The sequence below is a fragment of the Microbacterium sp. PAMC21962 genome (genome assembly GCF_019443465.1).
Classification (GTDB): Bacteria; Actinomycetota; Actinomycetes; order Actinomycetales; family Microbacteriaceae; genus Microbacterium; species Microbacterium hominis.
The window spans coordinates 1,061,780-1,080,639 of the sequence record NZ_CP080381.1 but is presented as its reverse complement, the minus strand read 5'-3'; the positions used below and the strand labels follow the sequence as shown (position 1 = coordinate 1,080,639).

The 18,860-nt window shown below is 72.1% G+C and carries 20 protein-coding genes; 14 read left to right on the top strand and 6 right to left on the bottom strand.

Features of this window, described 5'->3' with window-relative positions:
- Positions 1 to 14: 14 nt before the first annotated feature.
- Positions 15 to 749: a response regulator transcription factor gene (locus tag KY498_RS05340; RefSeq protein ID WP_060959825.1), complete on the bottom strand. Its 735-nt coding sequence runs from the start codon at positions 747 to 749 to the stop codon at positions 15 to 17.
- A 183-nt stretch (positions 750 to 932) separates the two neighbouring features.
- Between KY498_RS05340 and KY498_RS05335 the strand changes: the two genes are divergently transcribed.
- Genes KY498_RS05335 through KY498_RS05325 form a run of 3 tightly spaced genes read left to right on the top strand, consistent with a single transcriptional unit; the run spans position 933 to position 4,265 of the window.
- Positions 933 to 2,438, top strand: coding sequence for an ABC transporter permease (locus KY498_RS05335; RefSeq protein ID WP_191008335.1), 1,506 nt, complete (start codon positions 933 to 935; stop codon positions 2,436 to 2,438).
- 50 nt (positions 2,439 to 2,488) lie between these two features.
- Positions 2,489 to 3,214 (top strand): ABC transporter ATP-binding protein, encoded by a 726-nt coding sequence (locus tag KY498_RS05330; protein WP_191008336.1) that lies wholly within the window; start codon positions 2,489 to 2,491, stop codon positions 3,212 to 3,214.
- A gap of 37 nt (positions 3,215 to 3,251) precedes the next feature.
- Positions 3,252 to 4,265 (top strand): magnesium and cobalt transport protein CorA, encoded by a 1,014-nt coding sequence (locus tag KY498_RS05325; protein ID WP_101306010.1) that lies wholly within the window; start codon positions 3,252 to 3,254, stop codon positions 4,263 to 4,265.
- Positions 4,266 to 4,373: 108 nt separating this feature from the next.
- On the opposite strand, the gene gndA is transcribed toward KY498_RS05325, so the two are convergent.
- Entirely contained in the window at positions 4,374 to 5,867 is a 1,494-nt protein-coding gene (gene gndA, locus KY498_RS05320; protein WP_060959848.1) for an NADP-dependent phosphogluconate dehydrogenase, read from the bottom strand.
- 29 nt (positions 5,868 to 5,896) lie between these two features.
- A complete protein-coding gene (locus KY498_RS05315) occupies positions 5,897 to 6,826 on the bottom strand; it encodes an NAD(P)-dependent oxidoreductase (protein ID WP_191008337.1) in 930 nt (309 codons plus the stop codon).
- Positions 6,827 to 6,925: 99 nt separating this feature from the next.
- Between KY498_RS05315 and KY498_RS05310 the strand changes: the two genes are divergently transcribed.
- The 4 genes from KY498_RS05310 to KY498_RS05295 all read left to right on the top strand — a co-directional run bounded on the left by KY498_RS05310 (position 6,926) and on the right by KY498_RS05295 (position 11,208).
- Positions 6,926 to 8,029: a D-2-hydroxyacid dehydrogenase gene (locus tag KY498_RS05310; protein ID WP_375140951.1), complete on the top strand. Its 1,104-nt coding sequence runs from the start codon at positions 6,926 to 6,928 to the stop codon at positions 8,027 to 8,029.
- A gap of 39 nt (positions 8,030 to 8,068) precedes the next feature.
- The gene (locus KY498_RS05305) at positions 8,069 to 8,866 is read left to right on the top strand and encodes an IclR family transcriptional regulator (RefSeq protein WP_061782180.1); all 798 of its coding nucleotides are present in this window, start codon (positions 8,069 to 8,071) and stop codon (positions 8,864 to 8,866) included.
- A gap of 121 nt (positions 8,867 to 8,987) precedes the next feature.
- Entirely contained in the window at positions 8,988 to 10,409 is a 1,422-nt protein-coding gene (locus tag KY498_RS05300; protein WP_191008338.1) for an MFS transporter, read from the top strand.
- A 64-nt stretch (positions 10,410 to 10,473) separates the two neighbouring features.
- Complete coding sequence (locus KY498_RS05295; protein ID WP_101306012.1) at positions 10,474 to 11,208, top strand: fumarylacetoacetate hydrolase family protein; 735 nt, start codon at positions 10,474 to 10,476, stop codon at positions 11,206 to 11,208.
- Between the two features lie 14 nt (positions 11,209 to 11,222).
- On the opposite strand, the gene KY498_RS05290 is transcribed toward KY498_RS05295, so the two are convergent.
- Complete coding sequence (locus KY498_RS05290; protein ID WP_060959818.1) at positions 11,223 to 11,927, bottom strand: FadR/GntR family transcriptional regulator; 705 nt, start codon at positions 11,925 to 11,927, stop codon at positions 11,223 to 11,225.
- 167 nt (positions 11,928 to 12,094) lie between these two features.
- Between KY498_RS05290 and KY498_RS05285 the strand changes: the two genes are divergently transcribed.
- The 5 genes from KY498_RS05285 to KY498_RS05265 all read left to right on the top strand — a co-directional run bounded on the left by KY498_RS05285 (position 12,095) and on the right by KY498_RS05265 (position 16,326).
- Positions 12,095 to 13,480 (top strand): GntP family permease, encoded by a 1,386-nt coding sequence (locus KY498_RS05285; protein ID WP_060959817.1) that lies wholly within the window; start codon positions 12,095 to 12,097, stop codon positions 13,478 to 13,480.
- Positions 13,473 to 14,240, top strand: coding sequence for an SDR family oxidoreductase (locus KY498_RS05280; protein WP_191008339.1), 768 nt, complete (start codon positions 13,473 to 13,475; stop codon positions 14,238 to 14,240). The genes KY498_RS05285 and KY498_RS05280 overlap by 8 nt, the downstream gene beginning before the upstream one ends.
- Before the next feature lie 16 nt (positions 14,241 to 14,256).
- Positions 14,257 to 15,285, top strand: coding sequence for a zinc-binding dehydrogenase (locus KY498_RS05275; RefSeq protein ID WP_191008340.1), 1,029 nt, complete (start codon positions 14,257 to 14,259; stop codon positions 15,283 to 15,285).
- Between the two features lie 2 nt (positions 15,286 to 15,287).
- Positions 15,288 to 15,794: a gluconokinase gene (locus tag KY498_RS05270; RefSeq protein ID WP_101306014.1), complete on the top strand. Its 507-nt coding sequence runs from the start codon at positions 15,288 to 15,290 to the stop codon at positions 15,792 to 15,794.
- Positions 15,795 to 15,909: 115 nt separating this feature from the next.
- Positions 15,910 to 16,326: a shikimate kinase gene (locus KY498_RS05265; protein WP_191008341.1), complete on the top strand. Its 417-nt coding sequence runs from the start codon at positions 15,910 to 15,912 to the stop codon at positions 16,324 to 16,326.
- 42 nt (positions 16,327 to 16,368) lie between these two features.
- Here the strand turns inward: KY498_RS05265 and KY498_RS16505 are convergent, their stop codons facing one another.
- Positions 16,369 to 16,491 carry a hypothetical protein gene (locus tag KY498_RS16505; RefSeq protein WP_255266077.1) on the bottom strand — a complete coding sequence of 41 codons (123 nt, stop codon included), beginning with the start codon at positions 16,489 to 16,491 and terminating at the stop codon, positions 16,369 to 16,371.
- 276 nt (positions 16,492 to 16,767) lie between these two features.
- On the opposite strand from KY498_RS16505, the gene KY498_RS05260 reads away from it, so the two are divergent.
- Together KY498_RS05260 and pth are read left to right on the top strand one after the other, a co-directional pair.
- Positions 16,768 to 17,391, top strand: coding sequence for a 50S ribosomal protein L25/general stress protein Ctc (locus KY498_RS05260; protein WP_060959812.1), 624 nt, complete (start codon positions 16,768 to 16,770; stop codon positions 17,389 to 17,391).
- Positions 17,392 to 17,473: 82 nt separating this feature from the next.
- Positions 17,474 to 18,058 carry an aminoacyl-tRNA hydrolase gene (pth, locus tag KY498_RS05255; RefSeq protein WP_060959811.1) on the top strand — a complete coding sequence of 195 codons (585 nt, stop codon included), beginning with the start codon at positions 17,474 to 17,476 and terminating at the stop codon, positions 18,056 to 18,058.
- A 43-nt stretch (positions 18,059 to 18,101) separates the two neighbouring features.
- Here pth and KY498_RS05250 read toward each other — a convergent pair whose 3' ends face one another.
- A complete protein-coding gene (locus tag KY498_RS05250) occupies positions 18,102 to 18,827 on the bottom strand; it encodes a hypothetical protein (protein WP_191008342.1) in 726 nt (241 codons plus the stop codon).
- Positions 18,828 to 18,860 lie beyond the last annotated feature (33 nt).

Here is an 18,860-nt window from a genome sequence, read left to right as displayed (position 1 = left end):
GGGGGTCGTGGCGCTCACTGAGGGGCTTTGATCATGTAGCCGACGCCGCGGACCGTGTGGATGAGCGGCTCGCGTCCGGCGTCGATCTTCTTGCGGAGGTAGGAGATGTAGAGCTCGACGACCGACGAGCGACCGCCGAAGTCGTAGTTCCAGACGCGGTCGAGGATCTGCGCCTTCGACACGACGCGACGCTGGTTGCGCATGAGGAAGCGCAGGAGCTCGAACTCCGTGGCGGTCAGCTCGATCTCCGCGTCGCCGCGCATGACCTCGTGCGAGTCCTCGTTGAGCGTCAGCTCGCCCACCCGGAGGATCGGGTCGGCCGTGCCGGCGGTCGCCGTGCCGGCCCGCCGCATGAGGCCGCGCAGACGTGCGACCACCTCTTCGAGGCTGAAGGGCTTGGTCACGTAGTCGTCGCCGCCCGCGGTGAGGCCCGCGACGCGGTCCGCCACGGCATCCTTCGCGGTGAGGAAGAGCACGGGCACGTCGTTGCCCGCGTGCCGCAGCCGCTGCAGCACCGACATGCCGTCCAGGTCGGGCATCATGATGTCGAGCACCATCGCGTCGGGGTCGAACTCGCGTGCCTGGGAGAGCGCGTCGTAGCCGGAACCGGCGGTACGGACGTCCCAGCCCTCCATCCGCAGCGCCATCGACAGCAGGTCGGTGAGCATCTGCTCGTCGTCGACGACGAGCACGCGGAGGGCCGAACCGTCGGGACGGTGGAGGGTGGGAGCGGCGGCGAGAGCGGTCATGGGTTTATTCTCGTGCCCCTCCTGTGAGGAACCTATGCCGAGCACTATGAGCCTGCTGTGTATCGCCGGCCCGCACTCATAGCTCCTGCCTAACCCGGACCGAGACGGCACATCGACGCCCCTCTTACCGTCGAGGCGTCGGCGTGGCCGCGCACACCGCAGCGGGCGCCAGAAGGGGACTCGATGTATTGGACATATCTGCGCCGCGAGCTGTCCGGCCGGAAGAAGCAGACGACGATCGTGGCCATCGGTCTCGCCGTCGCCGTCGCACTGGTGATCATGGTCAACGCGCTGTCGGCCGGGATCCGGGACGCGCAGGCCGAGGCGCTGCAGTCGGTGTACGGCGTCGGCACCGACCTCACCGTCACGGGCGCCCAGGCCGAGCCGGGCTCGGGCGGCCCCGGCAGCGGCGGCCGCTTCGACTTCGGCGAGGGCGGCGGTCAGACCGGGACCGACGGCACGACGACCCTCAGCCAGTCGCGACTGGTCACCGACTTCGGACGCAGCACGCTGGACGCCTCGGTGCTGGAGACGGTGGCGGATGTCGACGGGGTGTCGGCCGCCACGGGTGCGCTCAGCCTGACGAACATGACCTTCAGCGGCGAGCTGCCGCAGGCGCCCTCCGACGCCGGCACCGGTGACGGCACCGGGACGATGCCCGAGCAGGGGCAGGGCGGCCAGGGCGGCCAGGGTGGCCAGGGCGGCGGCGGCTTCGGCGGCGGGTCGTTCGGCGTCGATTCCTTCACGGTGCTCGGCATCGACCCGTCCTCGACGGCGGTCGGACCGCTCTCGGCGGTCTCGCTGAGCGACGGGCGTGCCCTCGACTCCAGCGACGCCGGCTCCGACGTCGCGGTGCTGGATGCCACCTACGCCGCGACCGCGGACGTCGCCGTCGGCGGCACGATCGACATCGGCGGCACGAGCTTCGAGGTCGTCGGCATCGTGGCGTCCGCCTCCTCGTCGGCCGACACGGCGGCGAACGTCTACATCCCCCTCGACGTGGCCCAGACGCTGTCCGGCGCGGGCGACGTGGTGTCGACGGTGTACGTCCAGGCGACCTCCAGCGATCGCATCGCCGACGTGCAGACGGCGCTGGCCGCCGTGCTGCCGGACGCGACCGTGAGCTCGCAGTCCGAGCTCGCCTCGACCGTCTCCGGCTCCCTCTCGAGCGCGAGCTCGCTCATCACGAGCCTCGGGACGTGGCTGTCGATCATCGTGCTCGCCGTCGCCGTCGCCCTGGCCGTGCTGTTCACGATCTCCGGCATCTCGCGTCGTACGCGTGAGCTGGGAACGCTCAAGGCGATCGGCTGGTCCAACTCGCGCGTCGTCGGCCAGGTCGCGGGGGAGTCGATGGTGCAGGCGCTGATCGGCGGTATCGCCGGTGTCGTGCTCGGCTTGATCGGCGTGGTCATCATCAACGTCATCGCGCCCACGATCTCCTCCACGCCCGCGACGACGACGGGCGGGCGAGGCCCCGGCGGCATGGGACAGGCCCCGGGAGGAGGCCAGGGCGGGTTCGGTCAGCTCGCACAGACCGCCACCGACATCGTCCTGCACGCGCCCCTCTCGGTCTGGATCATCGCGCTCGCACTCGGCCTCGCCGTGGCCGGCGGCCTCGTCGCCGGTGCCTTCGGCGGATGGCGCGCGGCCCGCCTGAGCCCCGCCGAGGCACTGCGAGCCGTCTCGTGAACGCCACCGCCTCCCACCCCACCGACCCCCCTAACGAAGAGAGCTCCGACATGACCCTCATCGACCCGACCGTCGGGAGCGCCGCCGACCCCGCCGGCGCGCCCGCCTACCGGCTGACCGCCGTCACGAAGACCTTCCGACAGAAGGGGCGCGAGGTCCAGGCGCTCCGGGGCGTCGACCTCGAGATCCCCACCGGCGAGTTCGTGACCATCCAGGGCCCGACCGGGGGCGGGAAGTCGACGCTCCTGCAGCTGCTGGGGGCGCTCGACACGCCGACCACCGGGAGCGTCGTCATCGGCGAGACCGACCTGGCCTCGGCATCCGGCGCGGACCTCGAGCGCCTGCGCGCGCACGAGATCGGCTTCGTGTTCCAGGCGTTCAACCTCATCCCGACGCTGACCGCGGCGGAAAACGTCGCGATGGGCCTCGAACCGCTCGGACTCGACCGGGCCGAGCGCGACGTGCGGGTCGCCGAGGCGCTCGATCACGTGGGGCTGTCCGACCGCGGCGCCCACCGCCCGGGTGAGCTGTCCGGCGGTCAGCAGCAGCGCGTTGCGATCGCGCGCGCCATCGCGAAGCGCCCCCGCGTGCTGCTCGCGGACGAGCCCACGGGCAATCTCGACGAGCACATGCGCGACGAGATCCTCGTGGTGCTCGAGCAGCTCAATGCGGAGGGGCTGACGCTGGTCATGGTGACGCACGACTCCGCGGTCGCGAAGCGCGCACGCCGTCGGCTGCGCCTGGAGAAGGGGACCGTCCGCGACATCAGCCGCTGACGCGCGACGCACCGGGGCGGGGCCTAGGGTGGCTCTCATGGCCCAGCCCCAGTGCGTCGTCTACGACGGCGGCATCGCCCACCCGATCGATGCCTCCCCGGCCGAGGCGCTCGCCGAGGCGCGCCGGCGCGGCGGGATGCTGTGGATCGGGCTGACCGCGCCGACCGACGACGACGTGCACGAGCTCGCCGAGGTGCTCCACCTGGAGCGCCTCGGCGTCGCCACGGCCCTCCGCACGCATCAGCGGTCGAAGCTGGAGCGCTTCGGCGACCACCTGTACGTCGTCGTCCAGCCCTCCCAGTACGACGACACCACCGAGACGGTGCAGTGCCGAGAGGTGGACCTCTTCGTGGGCGCCGACTTCTTCGTCGTGATCTCCGGCGACGGCGCGGTCGACGTCGACCGGCTGCGCGCGCTACTCGACGAGCATCCCGACATCGCCGCGCGCGGACCGCTGGGCGTGCTCTGGGGGACCTTCGAGTACGTCACCCGGGGCTACCGCGACGTGATGGACGGCATCGAGCACGACATCGACGAGATCGAGGAGGAGCTGTTCGGCGAGGACGAGGGCGTGTCCCGGCGCATCTTCGCCCTGCAGCGCGAGGTGATCGACCTGCGACACGCGACGGCGCCGCTGCCGGCCATCATGGACCGACTCGAGCACTACGTCGCCCTTCGGACGCCGAACGGCGAGGCACCCGGCTACCGCGAGCTCGCCGACCGGGCCCGGTACATCGACGCGAGGGTCGCGGCGTTCCGCGAGACCCTCGACAACGCGCTGACGATCCACGCGACGCTCGTCGACCAGCGTCGCAACGATCAGATGAGCGAGATGACGCGCCGGAGCATCGAGCAGAACGACCAGGTCAAGAAGATCTCGTCGTGGGCGGCGATCGGCTTCGCGCCGACGCTCGTCGCCGGCATCTACGGCATGAACTTCCAGCACATGCCGGAGCTGGCGTGGCCCTGGGGGTATCCGTTCGCCCTCGGGCTGATGGCGGCCGTGAGCGCGGGGCTCTACGTGGTCTTCAAGAAGAAGGACTGGCTCTAGGCGTTTCGGCTCACGGCTGCGCCGCGCGCTCAACGACCGGTGGTTGCCGTCCCGGTCGTTGAGCGCGCGCAGCGGGTCGAAACGCCCCGCTCAGCCGCGTCGCCCGCCTCAGTGGGTGTCTTCGGCCTCGACCTCGGTGCGGTCGCCGGACCACAGCGTGTGGAAGGTGCCGGGCTTGTCGATGCGCTTGTAGGTGTGCGCTCCGAAGAAGTCGCGCTGGCCCTGGATGAGCGCCGCCGGCAGACGCTGTGCGCGCAGGCCGTCGTAGTACGCGAGCGACGACGAGAACGCCGGCGCCGGGATGCCGGCGGCGGCGGCCCGCGCCACGATGGTGCGCCAGGCATCCTGGGCGCGGGTGAGCGCGTCGACGAAGTACGGCGCCGTCAGGAGCACCGCGAGGTCGGGCTCGGCGGCGTAGGCGTCGGCGATGCGGTTGAGGAACTGGGCGCGGATGATGCAGCCGGCGCGCCAGATCTTGCTGACCGCGCCGAGGTCGATCGACCAGTCGTAGTGCGCGGCGCCGGCGCGGATCTCGTCGAAGCCCTGCGAGTAGGCGACGATCTTCGAGGCGTAGAGGGCCAGGCGCACCTGCTCGATGAACGCGTCGGCCTCCGCGCCGCTCAGGGGCGCGGCGCCGTCGTCGTCCGGTCCCGGAAGGCCTCCGGAGATCGAGCGCTGCTCGGGGTGGCTCGACAGCGACCGGGCGAACACCGCCTCGGCGATGCCCGAGACGGGTACACCGAGGTCGATCGCCGTCTGCACGGTCCAGCCGCCGGTGCCCTTGGCGCCGGCCTGGTCGAGGATGACATCCACCAGCGGCGCACCGGTCTCGGCATCCACCTGGCGCAGCACCTCGGCCGTGATCTCGATGAGGTAGCTCTCGAGCTCGCCGGTGTTCCACTGCGCGAACACGTCGGCGATCTCGGCGGGGGTCTTGCCGGTCGCGCGACGGATGAGGTCGTAGGCCTCGGCGATGAGCTGCATGTCGGCGTACTCGATGCCGTTGTGCACCATCTTCACGAAGTGGCCGGCGCCGTCGTGACCGATGTGGGTGACGCACGGCTCGCCCTCGGCGACCGCCGCGATGGAGCGGAGGATGGGGCCGAGCGTGACCCACGCCTCGTCGGGACCGCCGGGCATGAGCGACGGGCCGAGGAGGGCGCCCTCCTCACCGCCCGAGACGCCCATGCCGACGAAGTTGAACCCGCGCTCGCGCACGGCCTTCTCGCGACGGATGGTGTCGGTGAACAGGGCGTTGCCGCCGTCGATGATGATGTCGCCGGGCTCGAAGACGTTCATCAGCTCGTCGATGACGGCATCGGTCGGGCCGCCGGCCTTGACCATGATCAGCGCGGTGCGCGGCTTCTGCAGGCTGGCGGCGAACTCCTCGTAGGAGAAGGCGGGCACGAAGCCGGCTTCGGGGTGCTCGGCGACGAGCTCATCGGTCTTGGAACGCGACCGGTTGAAGACGGCGACGGTGTTGCCCTCGCGTGAGGCGAGGTTGCGGGCGAGGTTCGAGCCCATCACCGCGAGCCCGACGACTCCGATGTTGGCCGTGGGCGACACGGGCGTGGTGGTCTCGGCAGCGGTCTGTTCGGGCACGTCGAACTCCTCAGGGATCAGTCGGGGATTCACAAGTCAGCGTAGTCCGCCGCGGGGGTCGTCGGCGCAGCATGACGACGGGCGGTGAGCCGACGCGTCACCGAGATGTCCCGGTCGCCGAGTCCCTCCGCGACGATCTCGTCGAAGATGTCGCGCAGGGCGGGGAGCAGAGCGGGGTGGATGCCGGTGGCCCCGGCCACGTCGGCGGCGAAGCCGAGATCCTTCACCATGTATTTGGCGGCGCCGGAGGGGGAGTCGTCGCCGGAGACCAGTCGGTGCCGCCGGCTGGTGAGGAGGTTCGAGCCCGCGTAGCCGCCGGACAGGAGCGCCCACAGGGCGTCCAGATCCAGCCCCGACCGCGCGGCGAGCTCGGTCGCCTCGCCGAGCGCCGTGATGGTCGCCGCGACGACGAGCTGGTTGCACGCCTTGGCGACCTCGCCGGCGCCCAGCGGTCCGAGATGTACGGCGCGCCCGCACGGAGCCAGGAGCGCCGCCGCGCGGGCCGCGTCGTCGCCGGCGCCGCCGATCATGATGGACAGGGTGCCGTCTTCCGCGCCGTCCGCCCCGCCGGAGACGGGACAGTCCACGACCCGGATCGCCCCGCCGCTGGTCCGATGGAGACGCTCGGCGAGCGCGCGCACGCCGGTCGGCGACGAGGTCGAGCCGATCATCAGCAGCAGGGTGTCCGCGCCGGCGAGCAGCCCGTCCTCGCCGTCCAGGACGGCTTCCAGCTCGGGGAGGTCGGGGAGCATCACGAGGATCGCGTCGCTGCGGGCCGCGAGCTCGCGCGGTGTCGCGACGAGCGTGGCACCGCCGGCCTCGAGGTCGGGGCGCGGGGATCGCGTGAACACGCTCAGGGATCCGCGGGCGTGCAGCAGGCGACGCGCCATCGGCGCTCCCATCGCGCCCACACCGATCACGCCGAGGCGGACGTTCTCGTCATCGAGAGGAAGGGTCATGGAGGCCACGATAGCGGCTGTCCAACAGGATGGACAATGTTCAACAAAGTGGACGTGCGATAGAGTGATGATCACGCCCACCCGATGAAGGGATCACGCATGTCGGACACGTCGATGGAGATCACCCCGTCCCCCGATGCGGGGTCCCCGACGGCCCCGTCGCTGCGCGCCGTCGCCGCCGTGCCGCTGCGGGAGGAGCTCTGCCGCCTCATCGAAGCGCTCGAGCCGCGCGTGCAGCTGGTGCGCGCTCACGAGCTGGTCCCCCCGATGCGCGGTCCGGCCGACTGGTCGGGCGATCCGGCCTTCCGGCGCACGCCGGCCCAGCAGGAGCGCTTCGAGCGCATGGTGGACTCGGCCGACGCGCTGTTCGGCATCCCCGACGTCGAGCCGGCGGCCCTGGCGCGCACCGTCGCCGCCAATCCGCGTCTGCGCTGGGTGATGACCACCGCCGCCGGCGGCGGTGCGCAGGTGCGCGCGGCGCAGCTGGCCCCCGAGGCGCTGGAGCGGATCGTCTTCAGCACCACCGCGGGCGTCCACGGTGCGGCGCTGGCCGAGTTCGCCGTCTTCGGCATCCTCGCCGGGGCGAAGGACCTGCCGCGGCTGCAGCGCGACCAGGCCGCGCGGGAATGGCCGTCGGCGCGCTGGGAGATGCGCCACCTGGACGAGCTCACCGTGCTCGTCGTCGGGCTGGGGGGCATCGGCTCCGCCTGCGCGGAGCGCTTCCACGCGCTCGGTGCGCGTGTCTGGGGGACGACGCGCTCGGGAGAGCCCGTCGCCGGCGTCGATCGGCTCGTACCGCTCGACGAGCTCGCCGACGCGGTGGCGCAGGCGGATGCCGTCGTCGTCACCCTTCCCGGAACGGAGCAGACGCACCACCTCATCGACGCGCGCATCTTCGCCGCCGCGCGCCCCGGACTCCTCCTGGCCAGCGTCGGGCGCGGCAGCGTCATCGACGAGCGTGCGCTGCTCGCAGCGCTCGACGACGGTACGGTCGCCTTCGCGGCTCTCGACGTGTTCGAGGTCGAGCCCCTTCCGCGCGAGTCCCCGCTCTGGTCGCACCCGCGCGTGCTGGTGAGCCCCCACACGGCGGCACTGAGCAGTCGCGAGGAGGAGCGCATCGCGCGGCGGTTCGCGTCGGATGCGACGCGGCTGCTCGATGGCGCGCCGATGCACGCGGTTGTCGATACGGTCGAGTTCTACTGACGTCCGCGCGTGCCGGCGGACTCCGCGCGAAGGAGGACCATGAGCGACGACCTCGATGACCGCGCCGGACGCGACCCTGCGCCCGCCGTGACCCGCAGCATCCGCCTGCTGGAGCTTCTGGCCGAGGCGCGCCGACCGCTCAACCTCACCGAGATCGCCGGGGGGCTGGGGCTGGCGAAATCGTCGACGGCGAACCTCTGCCTCGCGCTGGAGGCGGCGCGCATGATCGAGCGCGGTGCCCAGGGGTATCGCCTCGGACTGCGCACCGCCGAGCTGGGCGGTGCCTTCGCCGCACAGTTCAACCAGGTGCGGGAGTTCTACGACATCTGCGACGCCTCGCCGGTGCTCGCCGGCGAGCTCGTGCAGATCGCGATCCTCGACGGTGCCGACGCCCTGTACATCGCCCGGCACGAGGGGTCGCGCTCGCTGCGCATCGGGACCCCGTTGGGCTCGCGGCTGCCCGCGGCCCTCAGCGCGACGGGGCGGGCGATGCTCTCCACGCTGACGGATGCCGAGGTGACGGCCCTCGTCGGTCGGGACGCGGTCTTCCCCCCGGTGACGCAGAACTCGACGCGCGATCTGGCGGGGCTGCTGAGCCGGCTCGTCGAGGCGCGCGAGCGCGGGTGGGCACTCGACGCCGAGGAGTCGTTCCCGGGCATCGTGGGCGTGGCCGTCCCGCTCGAGGGGTGGGCACCGGGCGACCCGCAGCTCGCGATCGGTGTCGGCATCCCCGTCGCCGAGGCGACGCCGGAGCACGTCGACGCCGTCGCCGCGGCTCTCCGTGACGTCGCGCGCCAGCTGACGAACCCGTTCAGCGCGGCCGCACGTCGCGGCTGACGACCTCGCGCCGGCCCGGGAAGCGATCTTCTGCGCGCCGACTGCGTTCAACATATTGAACTATGTCCACTGGGTTGATACTCTGATCGCACACGCGGCCCAGCCGTGCCGATCAAAGGAGATGGCAGTGACAGAGCTTCGACCCCCCGTCACCGCGAGTGCGGCCGACGACCCCGAGTACGCGGCGAACCTTCGCCGGGCCACGCTGGCCTCCAGCATCGGCAGCGCGCTCGAGTACTTCGACTTCGCCCTCTACGGGCTGTCGACCGCGCTGATCTTCAACGTGCTCTTCTTCTCGCAGGACGACCCGGCGATGGCGACGGTGGCGGCGTTCGCGACCTTCGGCGTCGGCTTCGTCGCCCGCCCGTTCGGCGGCCTGTTCTTCGGCGTGCTCGGCGACCGCCTCGGGCGCAAGTGGGTCCTCGTCATCACGATCCTCCTGATGGGCGGAGCCTCCACCGCCATCGGCCTGCTGCCCACCTATGCGCAGATCGGCCTGTGGGCCCCGGCCCTCCTCGTGCTCATGCGCCTTCTGCAGGGCTTCGGCGCCGGCGCCGAGCAGGCGGGCGCGACCGTGCTCATGGCGGAGTACGCCCCGGTGCGCCGACGCGGCTTCTTCTCGGCGCTGCCGTTCATCGGCATCCAGGCCGGCACGCTGCTGGCCGCCGTGGTCTTCAGCCTGATCACCCTCCTGCCCGATGACCAGCTGCTCACGTGGGGGTGGCGCGTCCCGTTCCTGTGCTCGTTCGCCCTCATCCTCGTCGCCCTCTTCATCCGCATGCGCCTTCGCGAGACGCCGACGTTCGTCGAGCTGGAGAAGCATGAGCAGATCAACGACCGTCCGGTGCGGGAGATCTTCGGCCACGGCCTGCCCGGCGTGATCGTCGGCATCGGTCTGCGGATGGCCGAGAACGGCGGCTCGTACATGTTCAACACCCTCGCGCTCACCTTCTTCGTCGCCGTCGCCGGGCACAACGCCGACAAGAGCCTGCTGACCTGGGGCGTCACGCTGGGCTCGCTCATCGGCATCTTCACCGTCCCGCTGTCGGGCGCCCTGTCGGATCGGATGGGACGGCGCACCGTCTACCGGATGGGCTCGCTGTTCCTGCTCGCGTACGCCTTCCCCGCCTGGTGGCTGCTCACCCTCGGCAACCACGCGGTCGCCATCGCGGTGATCGCCGTCGGCATCGGCTTCGGGGTGAACGTCATGCTCGGACCGCAGTGCGCGATGCTCCCCGAGCTGTTCGGCAACCGCCACCGCTACCTCGGCGTCGCGATGGCGCGCGAGCTGTCCGCGGTGCTCGCGGGCGGCCTGGCCGGCGTGCTGGGTGCCTACCTGATCGCCGTCAGCGGCGGCAACTGGGTGCTCCTCGGCATCTACATGGCCACACTGGCCCTCATCACCACGGCCTCCACCTTCCTCGTCCCCGAGACGCTGCGGCGAGACCTCACGCGCCTGGACGACGCCGTGAAGGTGTCGCGCGACGAGTCGGGGGAGGGCGTGTCCTCCACGACCGTGACGATCCGGACGGTCCGCTGGTGACGCGGTCCGCGCGCCCGGGGGAGGTCGCGGGGGAGGTCGCGGGGGAGTTCGCGGGGGAGCTCCCGTGCTGATCGGTCGCGCCCGCATCGGAGGGGAGATCGTCGATGTGCGGTGGAGTCCCGACGGTCCGGTCCCGATCGGCTCGCCGTTCGCGGCCTTCGCGTCGGGGACGCTCCCGGTCGACACCGGCGCGCCGCGAGGGGACGCCGTGCTGCTGGCCCCGGCCGACCCGGGGGTGCTCGTCGGCATCGCGCAGAACGGTCCCGATCACGTCGCGCCCGTCCAGGCGTGGCTGAAGAGCCCCCGCACGGTGGTCGCCTCCGGCGTCGCGGTCCGCCTGCGCCGCGACGCGGGCCGTACGGTCGCGGAAGGCGAGATCGCGGTCGTGATCGGCCGCGACACCGCCGGTCTCACCGCGCAGACGGCGGAGCGCTATGTGCTGGGCGTGACGGCCGTGAACGATCTGTCCAGTCCCGATCGTGCGACGGTGGACGTGCGCAACTTCGAGTCCAAGTCGGGCATCGGGTACACGCCGCTCGGCCCGTGGATCGACACCGCGGCCGACATCGACCGCGTCGCGCTGCGTCTCGAGATCGACGGCGCGGCGGTCGCCGAGACGGATGCCGCGGCCCTGCCGGTCCCGATCCGCGACTGCCTGGCCTACGTGGCGTCGTGGACGCCGCTCGGCCCCGGCGACGTCGTGATGATGGGGGCGCCGTTCAGTGCCGGTGAGGTGAGGCCGGGTGAGCGGATGGATGTCGTGGTGGGCGCGGTGCGCCTCACGACGCCGACCGCGTGAGGGCGGCGTCCCGGTCAGAGGTGAGCGACCTCGCGGGAGACGAGCGTGAGGTGCTCGCGCGCCGAGGCCTCGGCCGTCGCCCCGTCGCGGAGGGTGATCGCCCGGGCCGTCGCCACGTGCGCTTCCAGCGTCCCCACGCGCGGCATTCCGGGGGTGAGGCCGCGCACGGCGCGTCCGCGCAGGATCTCGGCGATCGGCGCGCTGAGCTTGCCGAACAGCGGATTGCCGCCCGCCTGCAGCAGCAGCGAGTGGTAGGCGATGTCGACCTCGAGGTACTCGTCGGAGTCTCCGAGTCCCTCGGCGCCGAGCTCGCTCAATCGCACGGCCAGCTCCAGGAGCCGCGCGCGGTCGGCATCGCTGCCGCGCTCCGCCGCCACCCGGGCGGCGATCGGCTCCACGGCGATGCGCAGCTCGGTCAGCTCGACCAGCACGTCGCGGCGGCGCGGGCCGTCGAGGCTCCACTCGATGACGTTCGCATCGAGACTGTCCCATTCCTCCCGCGGGCGCACGACCAGGCCGACCCGGCGTCGGGAGCGCAGGAACCCGTGGGCCTCGAGCACGCGCACCGCTTCCCGCACGACGGTGCGGGAGGCCGCGAACTCCTGCTCCAGCGCTGCGACGGTCATGCCCGTGCCGGGGCTGAGCTCGCCGCCGGCGATACGGCGGCCGAGGGTCTCGACGATGTGCGCGTGCGACGCGGTCGGGGTCGTGGGGGGCATCGGTGTCCTTCTGTCCCGGCCCACGCTACCGGTGCCGGTGCGCCTCGGAGGAGGGGGCGCCGGGAAAAAGTATGATCAATGGGTTGCAATAAGTACTACTTTTGTGTCAGCGTGGTGACGCCGCCGGGAACGACCCCGGCGCATGGACGATTCATCGGAGAAGCCCCATGCAAGACTGGACACAGACCCTGGGCGCCGTGCCCCTGCTGCTCATCGCGGCCGGTGCGATCGCACTGATCCTCGTCCTCATCATCGGAGCGAGGATGCACGCCTTCCTCGTGCTCGTGCTCGTCTCGCTGCTCACGGCGCTCGTCACCGGCATCCCGATCGACAGCGTGGGCAAGGTCCTCATCGACAGCTTCAGCGGGACCGTCGGCGCCGTGGCGCTGCTCGTGGGTCTCGGCGCCATGCTGGGCGCGCTCGTGGAGACGTCGGGCGGTGCGCGCGTGCTGGCCGAGAAGATGGTGTCCGTCTTCGGTGAGAAACGGGCCGCGTTCGCCCTCGGCGTGGCCTCGCTCATCATGGGATTCCCGATGTTCTTCGACGCGGGACTCATCGTGATGCTCCCGGTGATCTTCGCCGTCGGACGACGCATCGGCGGCAAGCACATGCTGCTCTACGGCATCAGTGCCGCCGCCGCGTTCTCGGTCATGCACGTCTTCGTGCCGCCGCACCCGGGGCCCATCACGGCCAGTGAGACGTACGGAGCGAATCTCGGGCTCGTCCTCCTCATCGGTCTCGTCGTCGCGCTGCCGACGTGGTACCTCACCGGCTACCTGTGGGCGAAGTTCACCGACAAGCGCATCCCGCTGGCGATCGTCGACCTCTTCGGCGGCCGCGACGTCGAGCCGACCAACCCGCCCAAGGCCGGCACCGTCATCGGGGTGCTCGCGATCCCGCTCGTGCTGATCCTGCTCAACACGGGCATGTCGGCGCTCGTGTCCGCCGGGGTCGTGGACGGCACGCTCGTCTGGGTGCAGGCGCTGCGCCTGATCGGCACCAGCCAGATCGCCCTGCTCATCTCCGTGCTCGTCGCCCTGTTCGTGCTCGGCACCCGCCGGGGTGTGCACGGGACGGCGCTCGAGAAGATCGTCGACTCCGCCCTCGGGCCCATCTGCTCCGTCGTGCTCATCACCGGCGCCGGCGGCATGTTCGGCGGCGTGCTGCGGGCCTCCGGCATCGGCACCGCGCTGTCCGACTCGCTCGCCTCGATCGGCATCCCGGTCATCTTCGCCGCCTACCTCATCGCGGTCGTCCTGCGCGTCGCCCAGGGCTCGGCGACGGTGGCCCTGGTCACGGCCGCGGGCCTGGTCTCGCCCGCGGTCCTCGCCGCCGGCTTCAGCCCCCTGCAGGTCGCCTGCGTCGTCCTGGCGACGGCCGCCGGGTCGGTCTTCGCCGGCCACGTCAACGACTCGGGCTTCTGGCTCGTCGGGAGGCTGATGGGCATGGACGTGAAGACGACGCTGAAGACCTGGACCGTGCAGCAGGCGCTGGAATCGGTCGTCGGCTTCGCCTTCGTCCTCGTGATCTTCGGGGCGGTGTCCCTTGTCTGAGCTCTTCGACCTCACCGGCCGGCTCGCCCTCGTCACCGGGTCGTCGCGCGGCCTCGGACAGAGTCTCGCCGCAGGCCTGGCCGATGCCGGGGCGCGGGTCGTGGTGCACGGCCGCGATCGCGCGACGGTCGACGCCAGCGCCGACCTGCTGGCCGAGCGGACCGGCGCGCGCGCGGAGACGGTCGTCTTCGACGTGACGGATGCCGCGGCCGTCGAAGCGGCGATCGCCGAGCTGACGGCGCGCGTCGGCGTCCCCGACATCCTGGTCAACAACGCCGGCATCCAGCGCCGCGCCCCGTTCGCCGAGTTCTCGGTGTCGGACTGGGACGACGTGATCGCCACGAACCTCTCGAGCGCGTTCTACGTCTCGCGTTTCGTGGCTCCCGGCATGATCGAGCGCGGCTCGGGCAAGATCATCAACATCGCCTCCGTGCAGTCGGCCCTGGCCCGGCGGACGATCGCCCCGTACTCGGCCAGCAAGGGCGGGATCGCCCAGCTCACCCGGGGCATGGCCGCCGACCTCGCCGGCCACGGCATCCAGGTCAACACGCTGTCGCCGGGCTACTTCGCGACCGAGATGAACGCGGCGCTCGTGGCCGACGCCGAGTTCACGGCCTGGGTGTCCCAGCGCACGCCGGCGGGGCGCTGGGGTCGGGTGTCGGAGCTGCGGGGTCCGCTCGTGTTCCTGGCCTCCGCGGCGAGCGACTTCGTGAGCGGGCAGAACCTGTTCGTCGACGGCGGCATGACCGCGGTCGTGTGATCGAGAGAAGAGAACGATGGATGCTGTTGTCATCAGCGCGCGCGAGGCGCTGACGGTCGAGGACCGGCCGCTGCCTGCCTGCGCGCCCGGACAGGTGCTGCTGCGCGTGGGGTACGTCGGGATCTGCGGCTCGGACCTGCACTACTACTTCGACGGCGCGAACGGCGCGTTCGTCGTGACCGAGCCGCTCGTTCCCGGGCACGAGGTGTCGGGCTGGGTCGCCCACGACCCGTCGGGGGCGCTGGCCGAGGGGGCGCCGGTGACGGTGCATCCCGCGCGCTTCGGGCAGCGCACTCCGGCGCTCGCGGAGGCGCCGCATCTCTGGCCCGGCGGCTCGTACCTGGGCAGCGCCTCGACGACGCCGCACACCCAGGGGGCGATGGCCGCGTACGTCACTGTCGAGGCGTCGATGGTGCGCCCGCTCCCGGATACGCTTCCCGTGCGTCGCGCGGTCCTGGCCGAACCGTTGGCCGTGGCGCTCCACGGGGCCTCCCGGGCGGGGGAGATGACCGGCGCGCGCGTGCTGGTGTGCGGCGCGGGGCCGATCGGCCTGCTGGCGGCGGTGGCGGCCCGCGCCCGCGGGGCCGCGAGCGTCGAGGTGTCGGATCTCCTCCCCGAGGCGCTGGAGCGCGCGAGCGCGGTCGGTGCGGATCGCGTCTGGCGGGTCGGCGTCGATGCGATCCCCGATGACGCCTACGACGTGGTCCTGGAGTGCTCCGGGGCCGCCGCCGCGGTGAGCACGGCGATCGCGGCGGTGCGCCGGCGCGGCACGGTCGTGCAGATCGGGATGCTGCCGAACGAGCCCCGCCCCGTGAACCTCGCCCCGCTCGTGGCGAAGGAGGCGACGCTGCGCGGGGCGTTCCGCTTCCTGGACGAGATGGAGGAGGCGATCGGGCTGCTGGACGCGCAGCCCGCGGTCGAGAGTGTGATCACGCACGAGTTCTCGCCGCGCGAGGCGGTCGCCGCGTTCGAGACCGCCCGCCGATCGGCTGTGAGCGCGAAGGTCGTCGTCGCCTTCACGGGCGCCGGGGCGACGGAGGGATGACGATGGTGCACCGCGCGGCGCGCATCGTGGTCATGGGGCCGAGCGGGTCGGGCAAGACCGCCGTCGGCGCCGCCCTGGCCGTCGATTTCGGCGTCGATTTCGTGGACGCCGACGATCTGCACCCGCCGGCGAACGTCGCCAAGATGGAGTCGGGCGTGCCCCTCGACGACGACGACCGGATGCCGTGGCTCGATGTCGTGGGCGCGCGGCTGGCCGCGTCGCCGGGACTTGTGATCGCCTGCTCCGCTCTGGCCCGTCGCTACCGCGACCGCATCCGCGCCGCCGCGCCCGACGTCCGTTTCGTGGAGCTGCGGGTGTCGCGGGCGGAGCTGGATCGGCGCATGCGGTCGCGTCAGCACTTCATGCCGGTGGCGCTGCTGGAGTCGCAGCTCGCGACCCTCGAGCATCTGGAGGCCGACGAGGACGGCGTCGCCGTCGACAACGTCGGGGGCATCATCGAGGTCGCCGGCCGCGCCCGCGGGCTGCTGGACGCGGCGCCGCACCCGTAGCCGGCCGACGCGCCCCGGCGGGGGAGCGTGCACCGGCCGTCGCCCCGATACGCTCGAATCGAGGCGCGTCGGGGGCACGGGGCGGCGGGCCGCGGGATGCCGAACGGAGGTCGAGATGGCGCGGATCGTACTGATGGGGTCGACGGATGCCGCGGTCGAACTCACCGGAGCAGCGCTCGCCGCGCGCCTGCGTGCCCGCTACATCGACGGCGACGAGTTACGGCCGCCCGCGCGCCGGCGGCGTCGCCGCGGGGAACCGACGCCGGCGGTGTCGGATGCCGAGATCTGGCTGGATGCGCTTCGCCTTGTCCTCGTGGAGGCGTCTGCGGTCGTGGTGACGACGGGCCCCCTCACCCGCGTCGCCCGAGACGCCGTGCGCGCGCGTGTGCGCGACGTCGTCTTCGTCGAACTGGTCGGCCGCCAGAGCGTCGGCGAGCCCCTCACCCAGGACGAGGCGGGCTTCCGCCTGGCGGCGGGCACCGATCTGCAGGCCGTGGTCGATCGGGTCGCCGATCTGCTCACGGCGCCGTGAGGTGAGCCGCCCCGGGCGGAGGTGCGGCGCGGCGGTACCGGATCAGTCCTTGCGGTAGCCGGAGCGGCCGAGTGTGAAGAGGGCCCCGATGACGGCGACCGTCGCCCCCACCGACATCAGGCCGATGATCCACAGGAGTGCGTGCGACATCCAGCCGTAGTCCATGGGTTCCTCCGGAGTGAGAGACGGGTGAGCGGGGCCGCGGCCGCGCGAGCGCGCCCGATCCGGGCACCGTCTCCATGCTAGCGGGGTCGCTGATAGACTGATGTCCTCCCTCGGCGAGGGATGCCGCGCGTACTCGCACCGGCATCCGTGATCGACGCGGTGTTGCGGGCCCACGCGACTCGGACGACAGTCCGGGCGGGCTCTCCTCACGTGCACACGTTCGAGTCGAGACCCAGACCCAGACCAGGGCGCCACAGCCCGCAAGGAGAATCCATCATGTCGACCGAGACCGACACCAAGGTCATCGCCGAGCTTCGCGAGAACTTCGGCAAGGGCTTCGCCCGCCGCCTGCGCGCCGCCGGCCAGATCCCCGCCGTCATCTACGGCCACGGCACCGACCCGGTGCACGTCGCCCTGCCCGGCCACCAGGTCGCGCTGCTCATCCGCCGCGCCAACGCGGTGCTCGAGCTCGACGTGAACGGCACGCAGCAGCTCACGCTGGTCAAGGACGTCCAGAAGGACCCCGTGCACCAGATCATCGAGCACATCGACCTGCTCGTCGTGAAGAAGGGCGAGAAGGTCCAGGTCGACGTTCCCGTCGTCGTGCTGGGCGAGCCCTTCGCGGGCACGATCGTCAACCTCGACAACGCGACGGTGTCGCTCGAGGTCGAGGCCACCCACATCCCCGAGAACGTCGAGGTCGACGTCGAGGGACTCGAGGACGGCACCCACATCACCGCCGCCGACCTGAAGCTGCCCGCGGGTGCGTCGCTGGTGACCGAGCCGGAGACGCTCATCGTCGCCATCTCGGTGCCGGCTGCGACCAACGCCGAGGCCGACGAGATCGAGGCGGCCGACGAGGCCGTCGCCGAGGAGCAGTCGGAAGAGGCCGCCGAGTAATCGACGCGTCATGACCGGAGCCCGCCGCCACCGATACTGGTGGGGCGGGCTTCGTCGTCCCGCGATCAGTGGAGGAGAGGACATGCCCGAGACCTGGCTCGTGGTCGGCCTGGGAAACCCCGGCGCACGGTACGAGAGCACCCGGCACAACGTCGGGCAGATGGTGATCGCGGAGCTCGCCGCCCGCCGGTCCGAGACGCTGCGCGCGCACAAGGCCCAGGCCCGGGTCGCGGAGACCTGGCTGCGCCCCGGCGGCGCGAAGCTCGTGCTCGCGGCGCCGAACTCCTTCATGAACGTCTCCGGCGGTCCCGTCTCCCAGCTGGCACGGTTCTACGACATCCCGGCGGAGCGGATCGTCCTCGTCCACGACGAGCTCGACATCCCCTTCGACACCGTGAAGCTGAAGACGGGGGGCGGTCACGGCGGTCACAACGGCATCCGCGACGTCGCGAAGGCTCTCGGCACGCCGGACTTCCCGCGGGTGCGGGTGGGGATCGGTCGCCCGCCCGGCAGACAGGATCCCGCGGACTGGGTGCTCGACCCGTTCTCGAGCGCGGAGCGCGCCGCGCTGCCGGTGCTCGTCTCCGACGCCGCCGACGCGGTGGAGCTGCTCGTCGAGGACGGCCTCCTCGCGGCGCAGCAGAAGCACCACGCACCGCGCTCCTGAGCTCGCGGGCGAGGCCGGGCGTCCGTTCTCGGACCGGGGCGGCTCAGTAGTACACGGGCGTCGCGGCGACGATACCGACGATGACCGCGGCCGTGACGGCGACGCCGTAGAGGATCGGGCCGGCCGCGGCCACGATGACGGCGGCGATGCCCTGCCCGCGCCCGCGCCGCGTCGTGATCGCGACGATGCCCTGCACGAGGGCCCACAGGCCCAGGACGGTCCCCGCCCAGAAGCCGATCTCGGCCCAGAGCACGAGGCCGCGCACGGGGCTGAGCAGTGCCAGCACCTGGTCGTCGGAGAGGTTCTCCAGCGCCGCGGTCGAAGACACCCCCGCGTGTGCGACCGCCCCGCTGGCGGCGGCGAACGCGGTGACGGTGCTCAGCACCGTCGCGAGGACGACGGCGACGATCGCGACGATGAGCGCGATCGTGCCGAGGGCGCGTGACGGCGACGCGGCGGGTGCCGCCGCGCCCGGATACCCGGGGGCGGTGCCAGAGGTCGGGGCGGTGCCATAGGTCGGGGCAGCGCCGTAGGTCGGGGCGGCGCCGTACGTCGGCGCGGGTGCCGGCGCGGGCGCCGGCGCGGGTGCGCTCGGAGCGGCGACGGGAGAGGGGGCGGCCTGAGGGGGCGCCGCGGGGTGGGGGACGGCCGCCGGCGGGACGTAGACGGGAGGCGCCCCGGGAGCGGGCTGGACGTAGCCGCCGCTCGTGGAGGGGGCCGCCGGCGCGGTGGGCTCGAGGGGCGCAGCGGGCTGCGGGTTGTCGCTCACGTGCTCATCCTAGGCAGAGCCGCCGCTCGGCGC